General features: G+C 59.2%; 16 protein-coding genes, 1 tRNA gene and 1 riboswitch. Of the genes, 12 read left to right on the forward strand and 5 right to left on the reverse strand.

The window, feature by feature from the left end; translation table 11 throughout:
* The first annotated feature begins 101 nt into the window (after positions 1 to 101).
* Entirely contained in the window at positions 102 to 1,910 is a 1,809-nt protein-coding gene (gene treZ, locus SYN63AY4M2_RS06335; protein ID WP_099887278.1) for a malto-oligosyltrehalose trehalohydrolase, read from the forward strand.
* Here treZ and SYN63AY4M2_RS06340 read toward each other — a convergent pair.
* Both SYN63AY4M2_RS06340 and SYN63AY4M2_RS06345 read right to left on the reverse strand, forming a co-directional pair.
* A complete protein-coding gene (locus SYN63AY4M2_RS06340; RefSeq protein WP_099812586.1) occupies positions 1,907 to 3,421 on the reverse strand; it encodes an FAD-dependent oxidoreductase in 1,515 nt (504 codons plus the stop codon). The two genes, treZ and SYN63AY4M2_RS06340, sit on opposite strands and share 4 nt — an antisense overlap.
* A gap of 16 nt (positions 3,422 to 3,437) precedes the next feature.
* A complete protein-coding gene (locus SYN63AY4M2_RS06345; RefSeq protein WP_099835692.1) occupies positions 3,438 to 4,766 on the reverse strand; it encodes a four-carbon acid sugar kinase family protein in 1,329 nt (442 codons plus the stop codon).
* Positions 4,767 to 4,973: 207 nt separating this feature from the next.
* Between SYN63AY4M2_RS06345 and phoU the strand changes: the two genes are divergently transcribed.
* The 3 genes from phoU (at position 4,974) to clpB (ending at position 10,793) form a co-directional block, all read left to right on the forward strand.
* On the forward strand, positions 4,974 to 5,615 hold the full coding sequence (gene phoU / locus SYN63AY4M2_RS06350) for a phosphate signaling complex protein PhoU (RefSeq protein ID WP_011429099.1): 642 nt from the start codon (positions 4,974 to 4,976) through the stop codon (positions 5,613 to 5,615).
* A 57-nt stretch (positions 5,616 to 5,672) separates the two neighbouring features.
* On the forward strand, positions 5,673 to 7,958 hold the full coding sequence (locus SYN63AY4M2_RS06355) for a ribonuclease R family protein (RefSeq protein ID WP_099812589.1): 2,286 nt from the start codon (positions 5,673 to 5,675) through the stop codon (positions 7,956 to 7,958).
* A gap of 192 nt (positions 7,959 to 8,150) precedes the next feature.
* Positions 8,151 to 10,793 carry an ATP-dependent chaperone ClpB gene (gene clpB / locus SYN63AY4M2_RS06360; RefSeq protein WP_011429097.1) on the forward strand — a complete coding sequence of 881 codons (2,643 nt, stop codon included), beginning with the start codon at positions 8,151 to 8,153 and terminating at the stop codon, positions 10,791 to 10,793.
* 9 nt (positions 10,794 to 10,802) lie between these two features.
* On the opposite strand, the gene SYN63AY4M2_RS06365 is transcribed toward clpB, so the two are convergent.
* The 3 genes from SYN63AY4M2_RS06365 to SYN63AY4M2_RS06375 all read right to left on the reverse strand — a co-directional run bounded on the left by SYN63AY4M2_RS06365 (position 10,803) and on the right by SYN63AY4M2_RS06375 (position 13,352).
* Entirely contained in the window at positions 10,803 to 11,204 is a 402-nt protein-coding gene (locus tag SYN63AY4M2_RS06365; RefSeq protein ID WP_099887279.1) for a SaoD/DsrE family protein, read from the reverse strand.
* A gap of 269 nt (positions 11,205 to 11,473) precedes the next feature.
* Positions 11,474 to 12,796 (reverse strand): dihydroorotase, encoded by a 1,323-nt coding sequence (locus SYN63AY4M2_RS06370; RefSeq protein WP_099812591.1) that lies wholly within the window; start codon positions 12,794 to 12,796, stop codon positions 11,474 to 11,476.
* A gap of 121 nt (positions 12,797 to 12,917) precedes the next feature.
* On the reverse strand, positions 12,918 to 13,352 hold the full coding sequence (locus tag SYN63AY4M2_RS06375) for a hypothetical protein (RefSeq protein WP_099812592.1): 435 nt from the start codon (positions 13,350 to 13,352) through the stop codon (positions 12,918 to 12,920).
* A 508-nt stretch (positions 13,353 to 13,860) separates the two neighbouring features.
* Between SYN63AY4M2_RS06375 and SYN63AY4M2_RS06380 the strand changes: the two genes are divergently transcribed.
* From SYN63AY4M2_RS06380 to SYN63AY4M2_RS06415, 8 genes are all read left to right on the forward strand, one after another.
* Entirely contained in the window at positions 13,861 to 15,963 is a 2,103-nt protein-coding gene (locus SYN63AY4M2_RS06380; protein WP_099887280.1) for a nitrate reductase, read from the forward strand.
* Positions 15,960 to 16,433, forward strand: coding sequence for a nitrate reductase associated protein (locus SYN63AY4M2_RS06385; protein WP_011429093.1), 474 nt, complete (start codon positions 15,960 to 15,962; stop codon positions 16,431 to 16,433). The genes SYN63AY4M2_RS06380 and SYN63AY4M2_RS06385 overlap by 4 nt, the downstream gene beginning before the upstream one ends.
* Positions 16,411 to 17,574 carry a molybdopterin molybdotransferase MoeA gene (locus SYN63AY4M2_RS06390; RefSeq protein WP_011429092.1) on the forward strand — a complete coding sequence of 388 codons (1,164 nt, stop codon included), beginning with the start codon at positions 16,411 to 16,413 and terminating at the stop codon, positions 17,572 to 17,574. The genes SYN63AY4M2_RS06385 and SYN63AY4M2_RS06390 overlap by 23 nt, the downstream gene beginning before the upstream one ends.
* A gap of 1 nt (position 17,575) precedes the next feature.
* The gene (moaA, locus tag SYN63AY4M2_RS06395) at positions 17,576 to 18,514 is read left to right on the forward strand and encodes a GTP 3',8-cyclase MoaA (protein WP_011429091.1); all 939 of its coding nucleotides are present in this window, start codon (positions 17,576 to 17,578) and stop codon (positions 18,512 to 18,514) included.
* Between the two features lie 4 nt (positions 18,515 to 18,518).
* Complete coding sequence (moaC, locus tag SYN63AY4M2_RS06400; protein ID WP_011429090.1) at positions 18,519 to 19,613, forward strand: cyclic pyranopterin monophosphate synthase MoaC; 1,095 nt, start codon at positions 18,519 to 18,521, stop codon at positions 19,611 to 19,613.
* Complete coding sequence (locus SYN63AY4M2_RS06405) at positions 19,588 to 19,851, forward strand: MoaD/ThiS family protein (protein WP_011429089.1); 264 nt, start codon at positions 19,588 to 19,590, stop codon at positions 19,849 to 19,851. Before moaC ends, SYN63AY4M2_RS06405 begins: the two co-directional genes overlap by 26 nt.
* On the forward strand, positions 19,852 to 20,337 hold the full coding sequence (locus tag SYN63AY4M2_RS06410; protein WP_011429088.1) for a molybdenum cofactor biosynthesis protein MoaE: 486 nt from the start codon (positions 19,852 to 19,854) through the stop codon (positions 20,335 to 20,337).
* Between the two features lie 33 nt (positions 20,338 to 20,370).
* Positions 20,371 to 20,445: transfer RNA gene (locus tag SYN63AY4M2_RS06415), tRNA-Arg, on the forward strand.
* 14 nt (positions 20,446 to 20,459) lie between these two features.
* Positions 20,460 to 20,665: riboswitch (cobalamin riboswitch) on the forward strand.
* Positions 20,666 to 20,878: the final 213 nt, after the last annotated feature.

Genomic DNA, 20,878 nt, shown 5'->3' on the forward strand with positions numbered 1-20,878 from the left:
GCTACCAAGCTATCCTTTTGTGTAGGGGAGCAAGGCGCTATAGTAGAAGCCAAGTTGTGCAGACAGGTTTCGTGCTTCAGACTTCTCCTCCGCTCGGACGGATGGGCGCCTATCCCTTGGGGCAGGGCCGCTATCGCTTCTCGGTATGGGCGCCCTTAGTCGAACAAGTGGAGCTGAAGATAATCAGCCCTGTCCAACAGGTTATCCCTCTCAAGCAGGAGGAGCAGGGCTATTGGCAGGCGGAGGTGGAGGGGATCCCGCCGGGGCCGGTGGACTACCTCTACCGTCTGCACACCGCAGCGGGGGTGGTGGAGCGGCCAGATCCCGCTTCCCGCTGCCAGCCCTACGGCGTCCACGGCCCATCGCGGGTGGTGGATCCCCACTTCGACTGGCAGGATCAGGGCTGGCGGGGGATCCCGCTCTCCCAGTGGATCCTCTACGAGCTCCATGTAGGCACCTTTACCCCAGAGGGCACCTTTGCCGCCCTGATCCCTCGCCTGCCGCACCTGGTGGAGCTGGGGGTCAACGTGCTGGAGCTGATGCCGGTGGCCCAGTTTCCGGGGGAGCGCAACTGGGGCTATGACGGCGTCTATCCCTATGCCGTGCAGACTAGCTATGGGGGAGCAGCGGGCCTGAAAGCACTGGTCAACGCCTGCCATCAGCAGGGCCTGGCGGTTGTTTTGGATGTGGTCTACAACCACCTGGGGCCGGAGGGGAACTACCTGCGGGACTTTGGCCCCTACTTCACCGACAAGTACCGCACTCCTTGGGGAGAGGCCCTCAACTTCGACGACCGCTCCTCCGACGGCGTGCGGGAGTTTTTCCTGCAAAATGCCGAGTACTGGCTAGAGGAGTTTCACCTGGACGGCCTGCGGCTGGACGCGGTGCACGCCATCTACGACTTCAGCGCCCACCCTTTTTTGCAAGAATTGGCGGAGCGGGTAGATGCCCTAGAAGCGCGCAGCGGCTGGCCTAGGGTTCTGGTAGCGGAAAGCGACCTCAACGATGTCCGCCTCATCACCCCCCGCGAGCAGGGGGGCTACGGGCTAGATGCCCAGTGGTGCGACGACTTCCATCACTCGGTTCACACCCTGCTGACCGGGGAAAAGACAGGCTACTACCAAGACTTTGGCCAATTGGAGCACCTGGCCAAGGCCTACCGCGAAAGCTACGTCTATTCCGGCCAGTACTCCCCCTACCGCGGCAGGCGCCACGGCAATTCCGCCATCGGCAGGCCGGGATCCCAGTTTGTCATCTGCATCCAAAACCACGACCAGGTGGGCAACCGCAGGCTGGGAGAGCGCCTCAGCCAGCTGACTTCTTTTGAAGGTCTCAAGTTGGCTGCCGCTGCTTTGCTGCTGGCCCCCATGCTGCCGCTGCTGTTTATGGGGGAAGAATACGGGGAGGTGGCGCCGTTTCTGTATTTTGTCAGCCACGGGGATCCCGACCTGGTGGAAGCGGTGCGCCAAGGACGCCGCCGCGAGTTCAGCGCCTTTGCCTGGCAAGGGGAGGTGCCGGATCCCCAAGCGGAAGAGACTTTCTTGCACTCGAAGCTCAACTGGGAACTGGGCCACGCCGGCCATCACCAGGTCTTGCGGCGGTGGTACCAAACCCTCATTCACTTGCGCAAGACCCTGGCGCCGCTGCAAAACCTGGAGCGGAACTCGGTGGAGGTGGAGCTGTTTGCCCAAACTGGCCTGGCCCTGCACCGCCACCAGGGATCCCAAGCTGTCCTGGCCCTGTTGAACTTCAGCCCCGACCAGGTGGTCACCTACGCCCAATGGCCCGGCGGCAGTTGGCAGAAGCTTCTAGATAGCGGCGACCAGGGATCCTCCCTGCCGGCAAAAAACCAAGGGGAGCCCGTTGAGATACCGCCCTATGGGGTGGTGGTGTACGGCCAGAACACCTAGGAGAGGTGATCCCGGCCGCAGCCGTAGCGCCAGGCCTCGCGCCGCCGCTTCCAAAAGTAGTCTTGCGGGGTTGCTTCTGGGCGGTCAGCTAGCCTTTGCAAAAGCTCGTAGAGGCCGAGGGCGCCGAAGTGGCCCGCCCATTCCACCAGCTCCGGCAAGCCCAGCCGGGGCAAAAGCTCGACTACCAGCCAGGGATCCCGCCTCATCACGCCCCACAGCGCTTGGGCCAAGCCGCCCAACTGCACCACATCCTGCAAAAAGGGCTGCACCACCTGGGGGCCGGCGGCCATCATGGCCTCAAACACTCTGCTCAACAAGCGGTTAATGCTGTTGGGATCCCAGTTTTTCTCCGCCAAAGGGGGGATCATCGCCTTCTGAAACAGCCAGGTCACCGCCAAATTGGGCTGGTAGGGCTGCAGCAGGGCCAGGGCCGCCCGGTCGAGCTGCCGCTGCGCCAGGGCCTCGTGGATCCCCTGTTGCAGGCGATCCAGGTGGCGCAACATCGCCCCAAAGCCGCCAAAGCTCAAGGGCGACTGGCTGCCGCTGCTGTCTCCCACTGCCAAGAGGCGATCCCAGGGCAGTTGCAGCGGGCTGCGGCGGTAGGCGGGGAAAACGCCACCCAGCTTGCGCACCCAGCGGATCTGCGCCAGCTCGGCCCCCTGGTAGGCAGGGAGCAGCCGGCAGTAGTCCTGCCACAGCCTCTCCAGACTGGGTCGGCGGGGATCCCGGTCGCAGTAGGTAAACAAGTAGGTGGTGCGCCCATCGCGGGCGGGGAAAGCTTCCCAAAAGGGCTGGTAGCCGTTCTGGGCGGGGGTAAAGCTGTAGAACAGATCCCCAGTGGGTTGGTCGGGCAGCCCCTGGGCACAGGATCCCACCACCAGACAGACGCTGTCCGGCGGCTGCCCTTGGCGGGCCTGGGCCACGATGGGGGAGCGGTGCCCCATGGCATCCACCAGGAGCTGGGCGCTGAGCTGGCCGGTGGTGGTCTGGATGCGGATCCCGTCGGGGTGGATTGTGGCGCCAAGAAAGCCAGTTTGCTCCTGCAACTGCCCTCCCCAGTCTAGGAAGTGCTGCTTGAGGAACTCCAGCAAGCTGACCGGATCCACGCCCACATTGAGCACCCCTTCCACCCACCAGGTGGGACCCTCCCCAAAGCCAATGCGCCCTCGGGGGTAGTGGGTCACCTGGATTGCCTCCCACTCTGTCGGGGTGAGCAGCTCCAGTTCTAACAACACCTGCAGCTCCTGCCGCGAGGTGTTCCACTCCTGCTCCCGCCCCCGCAAGATGCCGCGCTCGATCAGGATCACCCGCCAGCCTCGCCGGGCCAAAGCCGCCCCCAAGAGAATCCCCAGGGTGCCGCCGGCAATCACCACATCGGCATCCCGGCTGCCCAGGCGCTCAGAACAGCGGTGCACCACCGCCGGAGGCAACACCGTTGGCCCCTGCCGCAGGGATCCCCACCAGGCCTCCAAGGCAGGCAGAGCTTCAGGGGGGGAGATGAGTTCAGCCATGGTGATTTCCTCCAGGCTAGACTAGCCCGCGGCTGTGGAGGCGACGGTGGATTAAAACCAACGTATCCGCCTCGCCCACGTTGCCCGGAAACAGCACCACCGGCAGGTTGGGAAAGCGGGGGTGATCCGCCGGCGTGAGCACCATGGAGATCCCTGGGTAGATCTGCCCCAGCAGCCGCACGGCCGGCAGATTGAGGCCGAGGCTGAGGGTGTCGTTGGAGGTGATGCCGCCCTTGCTGATGAGATAGCCGATCCCTTCCGGCAGCCCCTGCACAATGGCCATCAACAGGCGGGAAACTCTCTGCCCAAAGGCCAGGCGTGCCTCCGGGTTGGCGCCGTCAAACCCCACTTCTTCCCGGCTGGTGTAGACCACCGGTGTCAGGCCCTGCCCGTAGGCGCGGTGGACTTGGCTCAAGAGGGCCGGCAGCAGCTCCGCTTCCCTCCCCGCTTCCAACAGGCGCTTTACCTCCACCTCGATGCCCTGGATCCCTGGCTCCTGCAACAGCCGAGCCAACTGCTGGCTGGACTTTTGCACATGGGATCCCACAATCACCACCCCTGGCCGGTCGGAGCGGACAAACTGCCCCATCTCCTCTGGCGGAACCGGCTGCGGCGGCAACTGGGCCAGGGCCGTCAAGAGGCTGGCGGCGCTGCGAAACAAAAAGCGCTTCCCCTGCTCCAGAGCCGCCCAGACATCCTGGGCAAAACGATCCAGATCCGCCTGGGTTTCTCCATCCACCACACAGCAGACATTCCCCTCCAGCCTCAAAAGCCGCTCCAGACAGCCGGCGCGGATCTGCTCCAGGGTCAGTCGCACCACCTGCTCGGCCCGGATCCGCCCTTGGGTTTTCTCCTGCACATACTCAGGCAAATAGCTGTGGTGGTAGCCAAACACCGCATCGCGGGCAAACTCCGTCTCATGCACCGGCACCCAGCGCTCCCCCACCCGTAGGTAGTGGACACTGTTGCGGGTGATGCGCCCTCCCTCAAAAAAGGCCGGCACCAGAAAATGAGCATCGAAGGGCCCCAGCTCCGCTGCCATCACATCGGTTTCCAAGGGGTAGTGCCCCCGCAAAGTCGAGTCGGAGCGGCTGACGAAAAGGGCCCGCTCCCACCCCAGCTCCCCCATCACCTCCTTCAACGCCCCACATACCGACCGCGTCACCTCCGCTGCCTTCGCCGGGGGCAAAGCCCGAGTATTGGTGAGGATGAAGCGAATCGGCGAACGATCCTGCAACCCCAGCTTCAAGGTCTCCGGATCCCAGCGGGTGAGGAGCAAGCAACTGTGAACGGTTTGGGATCCGGTGGGATCATCGTCCAACACAACGATAGGGGGGAGAGCCATGAGACCGTCTCAATGACAAAGCAACCCGAGAACTCCAGACAGACGAATCCCCCTCAAAGGGCAACCGCTATTTTCATCTTCCCCCAAGTTGGCCATCTTCCCTGCCCCTATTCCAGGCGAAGTTTGCCATGATTGAGATCAACTGGCTCTGGTGATCCAAAACGACTGCAGACATTTCCCCCCTGCCCACATTCATGGGAGAAAGCCATGGGGCAAGCCGAGCTACAACTTCACATCAAACGGGTACAGCAGGACGTGCTGCGCATGGGGGCGCTGGTGGAAAAGTCGGTGGTCTTGGCCCAGCAGGCCCTGTTTGAACAGAACTTGGCCGCCGCCGAACAGGTGATCGCCCAAGACAAGCAAATTGACCGTTTTTATCGTCAAATCGAGAAAGACTGTATTAATTTGATTGCCTTGCGCTCCCCGGTGGCGCGGGATCTGCGCTGGATCAGTACCCTGATGCAACTGGTACGCGATCTGGAGCGGATTGGCGACTACGCCAAAGATTTGGCCGAAGTGGCCCTGCGCTTGGTCATGTACCCGCCGCCCCCGGAGCTGGGCCGCATTCGCCTGACGATGCAGCGCTGCCAGAAAATGCTCAGCCACAGCCTGGCCGCCCTGACGGAGTTGGATGCCGAGCTGGGCCGACAACTGAAGCGGGAAGACGACGCCGTTGATGAAGACTACACCAACCTTTACAATACGTTGGCGCAGCAGTCTGACATCAAGGGATCGATCGAGCCTATCCTGTTGATGTTGCTGGCGATCCGCTACCTAGAGCGTCTGGCCGACCACTGCACCAACATCGGTCAGCGAGTAGCCTTTATCGTCACCGGCCACCGCGACTAATCCAAGTGGCTGCGCCTGTCCCTTAATCGCGGCTCTCATTCCCCCTGGATACCCGCAATGGATTTCTCTCGGATTTTTCATCACTTTTTCTCTCAACCTGCCGAGCAATGGACCGATAAAGACGCGCTGCTTGCCCTCCTGCCAGCCTCAGACCCAGAAGCGCCGGAAATGCTCGAGATTGCCCTCGATGGTCTGGTACGGGCGGGGTTTCTCGAACGGACAGGGGATCCGCCCCGCTATCGGCGTAAGCCGGATGAATCCTTGGTGGTGGGGCGTTTGCGCTGTTCCAGCAAGGGTTTTTGCTTTGCCGTGCGGGATGAACCGGGGGCAGAGGATGTGTATATCCACGGCAGCAACCTTAGCGGCGCTTGGAACGGCGACCAAGTGATAGCCCGGATTACCAAAGAAGGCAATCGCCGCCGCAGCCCAGAGGGAGAGGTGGTAGCTGTTGTGGAACGGGCCAATCCCACTCTCGTGGGCCGCCTCAAACAGACGGAAGAGGGTTTCCGGGTGGTGCCTCTGGATGACCGGCTGCTGTTCGAGCTGGCCTTGACCGAGGGATCCCCTGCCGAGCTGGCGGAAGGTCGGGTGGCCTATGTGGAAGTGGAGCGCTACCCGCTGGGCAACTTGCCCCCCGTGGGCACGATTCGCAAGATCTTGGGCAATGGCCCGGAGGCGTCCATCGATGCGGATCTGGTCTGCTGCAAGTACGACCTGCCCCAGGAGTTTCCCCCGGCGGTGCTGGAGGCTGCGGCAACTCTGCCCAAAAAGCTGAGCCGCTCCGACCAAAAGAACCGTCGCGATCTGCGGGACTGGTTTTGCGTCACGCTGGAGCCGCTGGACTTGCAGCACCCCCACGGCCTCGAGCCCAACGTGGCCGTCTCCCTGCAGCGGCAAGAAGAGGGCCACTGGCTGCTGGGGGTGCACATTGCCGATGTAGCCCACTGGCTGGATCCGGATCACCCCCTGGAGCGGGAGGCGCAGCGGCGCACCGCCACGGTTTACCTGGATAGCGTGGTGCTGCCCCTTTTCCCGCCGGAAGTGCACAGCCGCCTGGCTCTGTTGCCGCAGCAGGAGCGTCTGGCCTACTCGCTGCTGCTGACCATTGACCCCGAAGGGGTGGTGCGCAACTTCGAGATCCACCCCAGCCTGGTGCAGTCGCGGGCCCACCTCTCCTACGGCCAGGTGCAGGCTCTCTTGGCCACCGCCGCGGATCTGGGCCCCGATGAGGAGGTGCCGGAGTTGATGGCCCTGCTGCAAAACCTGCTCCGTCTCAGCCAAGTCCTGCGAGTCAAGCGCCACCAGGCAGGCGGGTTCGATCTGCCCCTGTTGGATTTGCTCACCCCCTACTCTGCCGATGAAAGCGGCTATGGGCCCCTGCTGGTCAGCGATCGCCTCGGCGCCCACGCCCTGATGACCGAAATTCTGCTGCTGGCCAACCAAACCTTGGGCCACCATTTGCGCCAATTGGGGATCCCTTCGTTGGCCCGCGTGCAGAAGCCCCCCACCGCTGAGGCCCTGCAGAACTTTTTGCGTCTGGCCAACGCCATGAAGCTGGATCTGAACTTGCAGGATCCAGAAGCTGTGACGTTAGCCGATTGGCAGCGGATCTGTGCCCGCATCACCGCCCCCGATGTCTTGGCCGCAGGGACTAGCCCAGCCTTGGTGGCCCAGTTGTTGGCTACTCTGCCCCCCGTCGAGTATTGCCTGCAGCCGCTGCAGGAGCCGCTCGGCCATTTTGGCCTTGGCCTCAAAGAGCCCTACGCCTCTTTTACTGCCCCTTTGCGCCGCTATGCCGATTTGCTGAATTTGCGGGCTCTGCACCTAGCCTTGAGCAAAGGACGGGATCGCCGCAGCCCGCGCTCCAAAACCGTGGTGGATCTGCATGGCCCCGGCAGCTACGACCAAATTGATTGGCAGGTGCTGCCGCCAAAAGTGCATGAGGAGTGGCAGGCCTTTCTCCAAGCGCAACTGCCCAAAATCCAGGCGGGATATCAGCTCCATCAACAGGCAGAGCGGGAGCTGATGGGCTTGAAGCGGTGCGAGTTCATGCAAAAACACCTGGGGGAGACGTTCCCCGGCCTGATCGTCAGCGTCCAGAACTACGGCTTTTTTGTGCAGGTGGATCCCATCTTGGCGGAAGGCTTGGTGCGGGTCAGCACCCTGAAAAACGACTGGTACGAATACCGCAGCCGCCAGCAGGCCCTGGTAGGGCGCAAAAGCCGGCGCCAGTTCCGCCTGGGGGATCGGGTGGAGGTGCAGATTAAAAACGTAGACTACTACCGCCAACAAATTGACCTGGCGGTGATCGGCGAGGGACGGCCCTACGAAGAAGAGGAATAAGGCGGGGATCCGTCCATCAATCGCGGTAGGAGGGGACGGTTGTTGCGAACTCCGGCTTTGGCAAAATAGGCGATACCTGGATCGTAGGATGCCAGCAGCGCTTCCCCAAGTCGGCAGCAAGGGCTGAGAGCCCCTTGGCTGCCCCCTGCATTGTCTTCCTATACACTGTAAAAAAACTCCTGCCAAACCCCTATGCAGCCCACCAATCCCAACCAATTTACCGAGAAAGCCTGGAGCGCCATTGTCCAATCCCAAGATGTAGCCCGGCGGCACCAGCAGCAACAGTTGGAAACCGAGCATTTGCTGATCTCCCTTCTGGATCAAGAGGGGGGTCTCACCCAGACCATTTTGCAGCGGGCCGGCCTCGATCCGAGGCTGGTGCGGGATAGAGTGGAAAGCTTTATCAACCAGCAGCCCAAGCTGGCGCGGGTGGATCAGCTCTACCTAGGCCGCGGCCTGGAGACCACGCTGGATCGAGCCGAGGAGTTTCGCAAAGAGTATGGCGATGATTTTATCTCGGTAGAGCACTTGCTTTTGGGATCCCTGGACGACGAGCGGGTGGGCAAGCGCGTTCTAGCACCCCTGGGCTTGACGGTCGAGCGCCTCAAGCCCGTTATCCAACAGGTGCGAGGCAAACAGCGGGTTACCGACAAAAATCCCGAGTCCCGCTACGAGGCCCTGGAGCGCTATGGCCGCGACTTGACCAAGGCCGCCCGCGAAGGGAAGCTGGATCCGGTGATTGGGCGGGACGACGAGATCCGCCGCGTCATTCAGGTGCTCTCCCGCCGCACCAAAAACAACCCCGTCCTCATCGGCGAGCCGGGTGTGGGGAAAACCGCCATCGTCGAGGGCCTGGCCCAGCGCATCAACCGGGGAGACGTGCCGGAGTCGCTGAAAAACCGGCGGGTGATCGCCCTGGATATGGGATCCCTGATTGCCGGCGCCAAGTACCGCGGCGAGTTTGAAGACCGCCTCAAAGCCGTGCTCAAGGAGGTCACCGAATCGGAAGGGCAGATCATCCTCTTCATCGACGAGCTGCACACCGTGGTGGGGGCAGGGGCGGCCGAAGGGGCGATGGATGCCGGCAACCTGCTCAAGCCCATGCTGGCCCGCGGCGAATTGCGCTGCATTGGCGCCACCACCCTGGATGAATACCGCAAGCACATCGAAAAAGACGCCGCCCTGGAGCGCCGCTTCCAGCCGGTGTATGTGGATCAGCCCTCCGTGGAAGACACCATCTCCATCCTGCGCGGCCTCAAAGAGCGCTACGAGCTGCACCACGGGGTCAAAATCAGCGACTCGGCCCTGGTGGCAGCGGCAGTCCTCTCCAACCGCTACATCTCCGAGCGCTTCCTGCCCGACAAGGCCATCGACCTGGTGGACGAAGCGGCGGCCAAGCTGAAGATGGAGATCACCTCCAAGCCCGTCGAATTGGATGAAATCGACCGGCGCATCATGCAACTGCAGATGGAGGAGCTCTCCCTCAAGAAAGAAGACGACCCCGCCTCCAAAGAGCGCCTGGGCAAAATTGAGCAGGAGCTAGCCAACTTGATGGAGCGGCAGCGGGAGCTGAGCGCCCGTTGGCAAATGGAAAAAGAGGCCATCGAGCGGCTGCAAAACCTCAAGGCCGAGCGGGATGCCGTCAAGCTGCAGATTGAACAGGCAGAACAAAAATATGACCTCAACCGCGCTGCCGAGCTCAAATACGGCAAGCTCATGGAGCTGGAGCGCCAGATCCAAGAGCAGGAGGCCCACCTGGCCAAGCTGCAGGCCAACGGCGAGCCCTTGTTGCGGGAGCAGGTGACGCCCGAAGACATTGCCGAGATCGTCTCCCGCTGGACCGGGATCCCGGTCACCAGCCTGATGGAGTCGGAAAAGCAGAAGCTGCTGCGCCTGGAAGCCCACTTGCACCAGCGGGTGGTGGGCCAGGACGAGGCGGTAGCGGCGGTGGCAGCCGCCATCCGGCGGGCCCGGGCCGGCCTCAAGGATCCCAATCGGCCCATCGGCTCGTTCCTGTTCATGGGGCCCACCGGCGTCGGGAAGACCGAGCTGGCCCGCGCCCTGGCGGAGTTCCTCTTCGACACCTCCGAGGCCATGGTGCGCATCGACATGTCGGAGTACATGGAGAAGCACTCCGTCTCCCGCTTGATTGGGGCTCCGCCGGGCTATGTGGGCTACGAAGAAGGCGGGCAGCTCTCGGAAGCGGTGCGGCGGCGCCCCTACTCGGTGGTGCTCTTTGACGAGGTGGAAAAAGCCCACCCTGATGTCTTCAACATCCTGCTGCAGGTGCTGGACGACGGCCGCATCACCGACTCCCAAGGCAGGACGGTGGACTTCAAAAACACCATCATCATCATGACCAGCAACATTGGCAGCGAGCTCATCCTGGAAATTGGCGGCGACGAGAGCCGCTACGAGGAGATGAAAAGCCAGGTGCTGGCCATGCTGCGGCACCACTTCCGGCCGGAGTTCCTCAACCGGGTGGATGAACTGATCATCTTCCACGCTCTAACCAAAGAGCAAATCCGCCAGATCGTCAGCCTGCAGATGCGGCGGGTGGAGCAGTTGCTGGCGGATCAGCAAATTGAAATTGTCCTCACCGAAGAGGCCAAGGACTACCTGGCCGAGCTGGGCTACGACCCCGTGTTTGGCGCCCGCCCGCTGAAGCGGGTAATCCAGCGGGAGATCGAAAACCCCCTCGCCACCAAGCTGCTGGAAAACGAGTTCCTGCCCGGCGACCGCATCCTGGTGGAGGTGGCCAACGAGCGGCTGATCTTCCGCAAGATCGGCTCTCAGCCCCGCCAAGAGCCGCCTGCTGCTGTAGCCGTCAGCTAGGCCAGTTGGCTAGAGGCTGATCACCTGGTCAGGTGGGTTGTCTTGCAAGGCCGCGTAGAGGTCGGGGAAGCAGCCCACCTGCACCCCTTTGACCACGTTTTTGGGAACGCAGTAGCCCGGCTCCTTGCGCCCCTGGCCTTTTGAGTCGCACCACTTGGGTTCCCCTTCCGCCAGGTTGCGCTCCAGGGCGCACATGTCGCACATCATCAGCAAAATGTTCTGCGCTTCGGCAATCTTGGCCAGGCGCTCGCCGATGGGATCCCCCTGCCGCAAAACAAAGCAGTTGTCGTCGAAAAAGAACATGCCCACCACCTGCGCTCCATGCACCCCTGCTTCTAGCTGGGGCAGGATCATCTGGCCCAACTTATAGGTGCCGCAGCGAGGGTGAGTGAACACGTAGGCAACTTTCATGAGGCCCTCCTTGCTGTTTTCAATTTTGATTATCAGTAATTATCATTTTCAGAGTAACACGAGTTTCTGGGCCAGAGTTGCCGGACCCAGCAGGCCGAGGTGTGTGGTGATCGGCAAACCAGCCTGAGACCGTTCCTGATGCTTTTGCGCCATCCCGCCCTCAGGCCTGGCTTCTCTCCCACAAAGGGAGAGGGAAGCTAGGATAGGCTACTGCGCCACTTCTGTCCTGCTGCTATCGGAAGCCCTTGCGGGATAGCAGGGATCCCTGGCTAGCGCTGAAACTGAAGAGCCTTTCCCCGCACCGAGGGATCCACCTGGCCGTTTTGAAAGGCAATCTGTCCGCCCACGATCGTGACTAGGGGCCAGCCCACCAATTCCCAGCCCTCGAAGGGACTCCAGCCGCATTTGGTCAGCAGCTCTTCCCGCCGCACCGGTTTGGGTGTGTGGCGATCCACCAGCACCAGGTCGGCGTCGTAGCCCACCTGCAGCCGCCCTTTGTTGGGGATCCGGTAGAGGCGGGCCGGCGCCTCACACATCCACTGCACCACCTGCGCCAGCGTGCAGCGGCCCTGCTGCGCTGCAGTCAGCATCAGGGGCAAGGCCGTCTCTACTCCCGGCATACCCGAGGGGGAGTGGGGGTAGGGCTGAGCCTTTTCTTCCAGAGTATGGGGGGCATGGTCAGTGGCAATGCAATCCAGGATCCCGTCGTGCAGCCCCTGCCACAGTTGGGCCAGGTTAGCGGGATCCCGCAGGGGGGGGTTCATCTGGGCCAGGGATCCCAGACGAGCGTAATCGGCGGTGCTGAGCAGTAGGTGTTGGGGGGTCACCTCTGCCGTCACCCAGGCCGGCTTGTGCTGGCGCAGCAGTTCCACCTCTAGGCCGGTGGAAAGGTGCAAAATGTGTAGGCGATGGCGGTAGCGGGTGGCCAAGTCCAAAGCCCGCCGTGAGGCGATCAGGGCCGATTCCTCGTCCTGAATTTGCGAGTGAACGGCTACATCTGTGCGTCCGGCAAACAGGGCCTTACGAGCTTTGATGCGAGACAGATCTTCGGCATGGACGGCAATTAAGAAGTTGGGATCCGTTTCCCCGAAAATCCGCTCCAGCGCCGCCTGATCATCCACCAACAGGGGCCCATGCATGGATCCCATGAAGATCTTGATGCCGCAAGCCCCCTGCACCGTCTGCAGCTCCTTCAAGTTATCGGCGGTAGCGCCGATGAAAAAGCCGTAATTGACCACACACTTGCTGGCGGCCCGGGCCAACTTGTCATCCAGCGTTGCCTGGTCGATCGTCAGCGGGTCAGTGTTGGGCATCTCCAAAAAGCTGGTTACCCCGCCGCGGGCACAGGCCCAGGATCCCGTCTGTAGGTCTTCTTTGTGCTCCCGGCCCGGCTCGCGGAAGTGAACCTGGGGATCGATCACCCCCGGCATCAGGGTATGGCCCTCGGCGTCGATGACCCTGGCCACCCCTTCTGCAGCCAGATGCTGGCCGATCTCGGCAATCTGCCCGTTTTTCACCAGCACATCTCCCAGCCAGGGATCCCCTTCCGGTACCACCAGCTCGGCATTGCGGATCAGCAGGCTACTGGCCAAAGCTCCGCTTCCCCTTTCACAGGCGCTTTCAAGATAACACCTGTCGAGCAGGTTAAGAACCGGCCAATCGATGGAACAGCTAGTCGGCAGCTCAAGCTCAAGTTGCCCGAGTCTTGTCTTCCTAGCGATAGAGGTTGCAAGAGCTGCGCAGGTCGTAGCCAGAGGCCAAAACCTCTTGCTGGCGATCCCCTAAGCCAAGGTCGCAGCGCAGGAGATCCCCACTAACAGTTGTATGTGTGTGAGACTCAGTCATCCAACGAACGCCGCTTGAGCTGGCAGTGGGAGGAACAACTTCAGGAAGACGATAGTTGGGGGCTTGCCAAGGATCTTGCAAATAGCGATCCCTGTGGATCCCGCCAAATTCAATATCGGCGTAGGCAGGAGGATAAACCATGAAGTCCATTCGGAAAACTTCTGAAGCACCGCCGATAGCTGCTAGAGCTGTCTGGGCTTCTGCAACTCTGGAACGGCGAATGTGGTTAAGAAAATTGGGAATGCTAATAGCAGAGAGAATGCCGACAATTACGATTACCGCCAGCAGCTTGATCAAGGTCATGACGTGCGGAGCTTTAGTTGCTCGACGGCAGAGCATTAGATAGGCTTTATGAAGAGAAAGTCAGCTCATAGCAGCGTCTGCTTCCCCTTTGGAGCGTCAGTATCCAAGTGCAAACGACTCGGGGGCCTTTCTCCCCTATGCAGCTTGATCTCAGATCTCAGGTTGCCCTTTACAGACCTAAAACTTTCCTCGCCTCGTCTAGCGGGACGGAGCCTTTAGGAGCACTCCTTGCCTGTTTCTCCCTTGCTTTGCCTAGAGACCTAACCGCAGTTGGCAGGAGGTGGCTATGCTGCTCAAGCATTCCTCCTATGATGTTTCCGCATAGTGAGGAGCAAAAAGTAACGCAAGCTACAAAAGTTCCAGGTCAATGTCTCTAGGCTGGGGCGTTGGAACTTGTGAGAACCGCGGCAAGGACAGCTAGATAAGCAGGCCTTAGGCCCAACACCCCTAGCTTCTTTCCCTACGGCCGCCTTGCCCACACCAAGCCAAGTAACAACAGAGGGGGAACATGGATAACGTACGCAGCCTTTGTCCCTACTGTGGGGTTGGTTGTGGCCTAGAAATTCTGGCCGACGGCACAAAAATTCGCGGCGATCGAGCTCATCCGTCCAGCCAGGGCATGGTTTGCGTTAAGGGTGCGACTCTCCTGGAAACCCTCGATTGCAATCGGGCTACGGTGCCTCTCTATCGCCCTAGCCTCAGCGAGGATTTCCAGCCGGTGAGCTGGGATCAAGCGCTGGATTTAATTGTCGAGCGCATTCGCCAGACCTCTCCCGAAAGGATTGCCATCTACGGCTCAGGGCAGTTGCTAACCGAAGATTACTACATTGCCCAAAAGCTACTTAAGGGGTGTCTAGGAAGCAATAACTTCGACAGCAATTCCCGCCTCTGCATGTCTTCTGCCGTAGAGGGCTACAGCCAGAGTCTCGGCTCGGACGGCCCCCCCTGTAGCTACACGGATCTCGATAGCTGCGAGCTGGCTTTTTTGATCGGCACCAATACCGCTGAATGCCACCCAATTCTGTTCAATCGCTTGCGCAAGCGCCACAAAAGCGACCCAAGCCTAAAGATTGTTGTGGTGGATCCCCGTCGTACGCAGACGGCTGAGGAGGCCGATTTGTATCTGAGGATTACTCCAGGTAGCGATATTGACTTGCTCAATGGCATTGCTCACCTACTCATTCAGTGGGGCGCCATCAACCATGACTTCATTGCCCAGCACACCGAAGGCTTTGAAGCCTATGCTGCCCTGGTTGCCGACTACACCCCTGAGCAAGTAGCCAGCCGCTGTGGCCTAGAAGTTGAGGAGGTACTTGCTGTTGCGCGACTGTGGCAGCAGTCGCAGAAAACGCTTTCCATGTGGTCGATGGGGCTTAACCAGTCCAGCGAAGGCACGGCCAAGGTGACCAGCCTCATCAATCTCCATTTGCTCACCGGCCAGATAGGGTTTGCAGGGGCAGGGCCCTTTTCGCTAACAGGTCAGCCCAATGCTATGGGCGGTCGAGAAGCGGGCGGCTTGGCACATCTATTGCCCGGCTACCGCAAGGTTACGAATCCAGAGGATCGGGCAGCAGTGGAGCAGCACTGGCAGCTTGGCCCAATTAACCCTGAACCTGGCCTTGATGCGCTGGGGATGATCCGTGCCCTCGAAGCCGATGCCCTCGATATTTTGTGGATTGCCGCCACCAATCCCCTGGTGAGCCTGCCTGATCTACGTCGGGTAGAAGCAGCTCTGGCGCGGTCGCCCTTTACGATTGTCCAAGACGCCTACTTCCCCACCGAAAGCACTGCCTATGCCCATCTGGTACTCCCTGCTGCCCAGTGGGGCGAAAAGACAGGCACCATGACCAATTCGGAGCGCCGCGTTACCCTCTGTCCAGCTTGGCGTAACCCTCCTGGTGAAGCGCGGGCTGATTGGGAAATTTGGGCGGAAGTAGGCCGCCGCCTGGGCTTTGCCAAGGCATTTGACTTTGCCGATAGCGCTGAGGTCTTTGCCGAATATGTGGGTCTAACTGCCGGGCGTCTCTGCGATCAGTCTGGCCTCAGCCATGAGCTCCTGCGCCAGGGGCCTCAGCAATGGCCATATCCGCGCACAGGTTCAGTGGAGACCCGCAACCTCTATACCGATCGCGCCAGCGGGACGGAGTCCTTTCACCGTTTCCCAACGCCCACAGGTCGTGCCCGCTTTATCCCCAGCCATTCCCGCGGCCTTGCCGAGCCGCCCGACCCTGAATATCCCTACATCCTCACCACAGGACGTCTCTATGGCCATTGGCACACCCAAACCCGCACTGGACATGTCGCCAAAATCCGAGCAATGCACCCCCAACCCTTTCTCGAAATCCATCCCCGCGATGCCAGCAAGGTAGGGCTAACTGAGGGTGACTGGGTGAGGATTGAATCACGGCGCGGCAAGGCTACCCTGCCGGTTAAAATTACCTGCGCCATCAGCCCTGGCACAGTGTTCATGCCCATGCACTGGGGGGCATTGTGGGGCAATGATACAAGCTGTAACGCTCTCACCCACCCGGTTGCCTGCCCCAGCTCAAAGCAACCTGAACTCAAAGCCTGTGCCGTCAAGCTTAGTCGCATCGAGCGGCCACCAAAATGATCTTTAAGTTTGAGCAAGACTTTGCCGACAGCCTTCGCTGCATTCCCATGATCGTGCGCTTAAAGCTCGATCAGTGCGGCATCAAGCTCAAGTTACATCAGTGGCTGCGTTTTAGTTACCAGCAGCGCCAAAGTTTGGTTGACCTGCCAACGGATACCGCTGACAACCGAGCTGCCTACCGCGCCTACCTAATTCACCTTATCGAAAGTGTCTGCCAAGAGCAGGCCGCTGAGGTAACTGTTGATCCAAACCCTGCCTGGGAAGACGCTACCACCATCCCTGACTGCGTTCTTGAGCAGGCGGCAGCCAAGGGGGTCGTGCTGACTCTTGAGCTATGGCAAAAGCTGACCCCGTTGCAGCGCTTTGCCCTCATTAAGCTCAGTCGCCCTGGCCACGAAAACCGCAATTTCCTACCCGCCTTTCAGGAATTTTCCGCACCCCACACCTATGGTCACTGTCCAGGAAGCTGAAGCCATTATTAAAGACCACTGGCTGCCAGCCAAAACCGAGTCGATCCCGATTGCAAGCTGTGTGGGCCGGGTTTTGGCAGAGCCGATCTACGCCGATCGGGACTACCCGCCAATTAACCGGGTCCTGATGGACGGTATCGCCATCAACTATGCCGCTTATGCTGCTGGGCAGCGAAGCTTTGCTGTTGCAGGCATAGCCCCTGCGGGGACAAGCCCTGCCACCCTGCCCGATCCGCAGCAGTGCTTGGAAGTGATGACTGGCTGTGCCCTGCCGCTGGGTAGTGATCTCGTCATTCCCTACGAGCAAATTCGTATCGAGGGAGGAATTGCCACCATCACCCAGGAAGTCGAACGCAACAGGGGTGATTTTGTTCATCCCCAAGGTAGCGATTGTTCTGCAGGAGCGCTGGTTCTCCGCCCCGGCATTACCCTCAAGAGCATCCACGTCGGGATCTTGGCCTCCTTTGGCTACAGCCGCATCCAAGTTGAGAGGACTCCTCGCATCAAAGTTGTGGCAACTGGCAGCGAATTGATTCCCATTGAGCAAACCCCTGCACCCTACCAACTGCGGCGCTCCAACGCTGAGGCCCTCCGAGCGGCTCTTCTTGCCTACGGGTATACCGAGGTTGAGACCGATCACCTTCCGGACGATCCTGCTGCCATTGCCACCCACTACCAAGCCAATACCCCAAACTACGACCTCTTGATTTACTCTGGGGGTGTTTCAAGGGGAAAGTGTGACTACTTGCCGGCCATCTGGCAAAGCTGTGGTGTTACTGCCTACATCCACGGCGTGGCGCAAAAGCCAGGCAAGCCAATGTGGTTTGGCATCGACCATCAGGCCAATACTATAGTTTGGGGCCTCCCAGGCAACCCCATCTCAGCTCTTGTATGTTTGCATCGTTATCTCCTCAACCGTAACACTGACTCTGGGCACCTAAGTGAAGTCATTACCTTCAAACCCAATCTCACTCTTTTTGTGCCCGTTAAGATGAGCGCCAACCGAGTCTTTACACCGATTATGCCTAACAACTCCGGAGACTTCATCGCTCTAACAGACAGCGATGGCTTTGTAGAGTTACCCCCGGCTCAAACTATCCTCAGCCCCGAGCAAAGCATCCAATTCTATCCGTGGTACTAAGATGCAGCTAGTGGATCAATGGAATCGTCGCATTCGCAAGCTAAGGGTTTCTCTAACCGATCAATGCAACCTTCGCTGCCGCTACTGCATGCCTTTGCATCCAGAATTTCTGGACAAAAGTAGCTACTTAACTCCGCAGCAATACAAAGAAATTATTGGCGAGTTGCTGGACTATGGCATTGAAGAAGTTCGCATTACAGGTGGTGAGCCTCTGGTTCGGCAAGACTTTGATGAAGTCATTCAGGAACTTGCCAAGCTGAAGATCCCGTCCCTCAGCCTAACAACCAATGGCCTGCTGCTCCACCGCTACTGGGACGTTCTCAAGGCTGCCAACGTTCTCAACCTTAATGTTAGCCTCGATAGCCTACAGCCCTCCACCCAAGCTGCAATTGCCCGTCGCGACTGCCTGGCGGATATTCTCCGTAATATCCAGGAGGGTATTGCCCGGGGATTTAGCCTCAAAGTCAATACGGTTGTAATGCGGGGGATCAACGATTGCGAGCTATTTGATTTCGTTGAGTTTGCCCGCAAGACAGGCGTGACAGTTCGCTTTCTGGAGCTGATGCGGGTCGGCTATGCCAACTCTCTCTATGAAGAACACTACGTTTCAGCACAAGAGTGCATTGCCCGTCTGCAAGAACGCTATACTCTAACCCCCCTTCCAGCGGCACCTGATTCGACAGCGTTTTACTTTACAATCGACGAGAATGTTAAAGTTGGATTTATTGCCTCTGAGTCTCAGCCCTTCTGCAGCAGCTGTTCCCGGTGGCGCTTGACAGCTGATGGTCGTCTCTTTGCCTGCCTATTTAGTGAGGAGGGTCTCTCGGTTCGAGACAAAACACCAGGCCAACGTCAGCAAATTTACCAGCAGCTTTTGGGGATGAAACCACTGCGCCGGGTTGAGCAGGTCTCACACCCAATGTACGGCTTAGGGGGCTAGCTCTATGGACAAAGCTGATCGTACATGGGCCCATCTTAATGCTCAAGGCCATCCGCATATGGTAGATATTAGCCACAAATCGGTGTCTTTGCGAACGGCCACAGCACGGGCAAGAGTTCAACTGCCACCTGCTCTCAGATCCTATGTTGTTGGCCAAGATATCCACCTGAAAAAAGGACCGGTATTTCAGACAGCAACCATTGCCGGTACAATGGCTGTTAAAAGAACTGACCAACTGATCCCCTTTTGTCATCAGATCCCTGTTGAAGACTGCACCTTTGATATCACAATTGATGATCACTTGCTTGTAACCATCCACTGCACTGTCAAGACCAGCGCTAAGACAGGGGTTGAAATGGAAGCTCTCTGTGGTGCGGCAACAGCAGCGCTGACAATCTATGACATGTGCAAGTCGGTGTCGCCCCATATCTGCATCCAGGAGACCCGCCTAGTAACTAAGTCCGGCGGCAAAAACGCCCTCCTGGAACGTCCCCTCTATGGCTTGGTGCTCACAGGGGGACGTAGCAAGCGCATGGGTCGCGATAAAGCGCTGCTGAACCCTTTTGGCAAACCCCACGCCGCCTATCTCTATGAACTGCTGCAGCCCTACTGCCAGCAGGTTTACTTGTCAGCGCGTGCCGGTCAGTGGTCGGGCACAGCTCTAGAGCTCTTGCCCACACTACCAGATCTAGTAGAAAGCGTTGGCCCGATCAGTGGCCTATTGACTGCCTTGAATACTCATCCTGAAGCTAACTGGTTGGTTGTTGCCTGTGATCTACTGAACCTTCGGTCAGAAACAATCCAAAAGCTGCTGGATCACTACCAAGCCGAAACAATCGCAACTTGCTATGTTAACCCCGAGCGCGGCTTCCCGGAAGCTCTTTGCGCCATCTATACTCCTCAAGCTGCAGCGGTACTAGAAAGGGCTTACGCGGAAGGGGTGTACTGCCCTGTGGAAATCCTCAGCAGGCAGCCCTGCACCCTAGTTACCCCCAACCATGAGGTCGAGCTCATGAACGTCAATACCGCCGAGGAGTATGCCACTTTCCAATCCGTTTGGGGTAGTTGCAGCCATGGTAACTCAATCTGTCCTAAGTAAGACCGTAACAATTCAATATGTAGCAGTGCTGCGGGAACAGGCTCAGCGGAGCAGCGAAGTGCTGCAAACCAGTGCAGCAAACTACCTAGAGCTCTATCAGCAGCTGCAAGCAAAGTATGGATTTTCGCTAGCAGCGGAGGACGTTAAGGTTGCTGTCAATCATGAGTTCTGTGACTTGACTAGGCCGATAGATGAAGGTGCCTTGGTAGTTTTCATTCCACCAGTTTGTGGGGGCTAAATGCTGCGTTTTCTAATTGTGGATAGCACCATCCAGCCAGCTGAACTCAGTCGTTTGCTCGTCAATAACACAGCGGGTGCCTTAGTAACCTTCGAGGGCTGGGTACGCAACCACAGCCAGGGCAAACCTGTTCTCAGCTTGGAGTACGAAGTCTACGAGATCCTTGCCCAGAAGGAGGGCGAGAAGATCCTCCGAGAAGCCCACGCCAAGTTTGGCCTCTGCGGTGCTGTTGCCTGTCACCGCCAGGGTCATCTTGCAATTGGTGATATTGCGGTTTGGGTTGGTGCTACAGCTGAACATCGCGGCGCCGCTTTTGCTGGAGCACGTTACATCATTGATGCAATCAAGGAGCGCTTGCCCATTTGGAAAAAAGAGTACTACTGGGGTGAGCCGCCGCGTTGGGTTTTGTGTCAGAAAGCAAAGCCTTTGTTCCAGCAATTCCATAAGAACGCTATTGCTCGGCAGCCTTGCGGCGATACCCCCTAGCCTCTCTGCTAGTATCAGTGAGGTACCTGACCTGGGGCTGTAGCTCAGCCTGGATAGAGCAAGCGCCTCCTAAGCGCTAGGTCGGCGGTTCAAATCCGCCCAGTCCCGCTAAAACCAGTGATAGGATAAAGTCTACTGTCGGTTCTGACGGGGATCAGCCGTCAGAGGCAACGGGGAAAGTGCAGTGAGAATCTGCCGCTGTCCCGCAGCTGTGAGCCGGTTTTGGACTTGGGATCCCTAGTTCGTTGTTGCAAGAGGCCTTGAAACGCAAGCCAGCCCCTCCAAAACTGAGCAAGTCAGAATGCCCGCCGGCGGTTTTTCCACAGTTCACCATATCTGCGAGGTACAGATATGCTCCCCATTTTGACGTTAGCCCGTTCCCGTCTCGAAGTTTTTTCATCGGCCTGCTTACGGATTTTCGACGCTCTCGGATCGTAGGCACTCAGTCAAAAGCGCGGACAAGAGAGCTGAGCAGATAGCTCAGGGGCAGCTAGGAGGACGGTTGCTCGCTTTGGTTGCACAAAAGAGTCCTCTGGGCATC

Source organism: Synechococcus sp. 63AY4M2, from assembly GCF_002760475.1.
GTDB lineage: Bacteria > Cyanobacteriota > Cyanobacteriia > Thermostichales > Thermostichaceae > Thermostichus.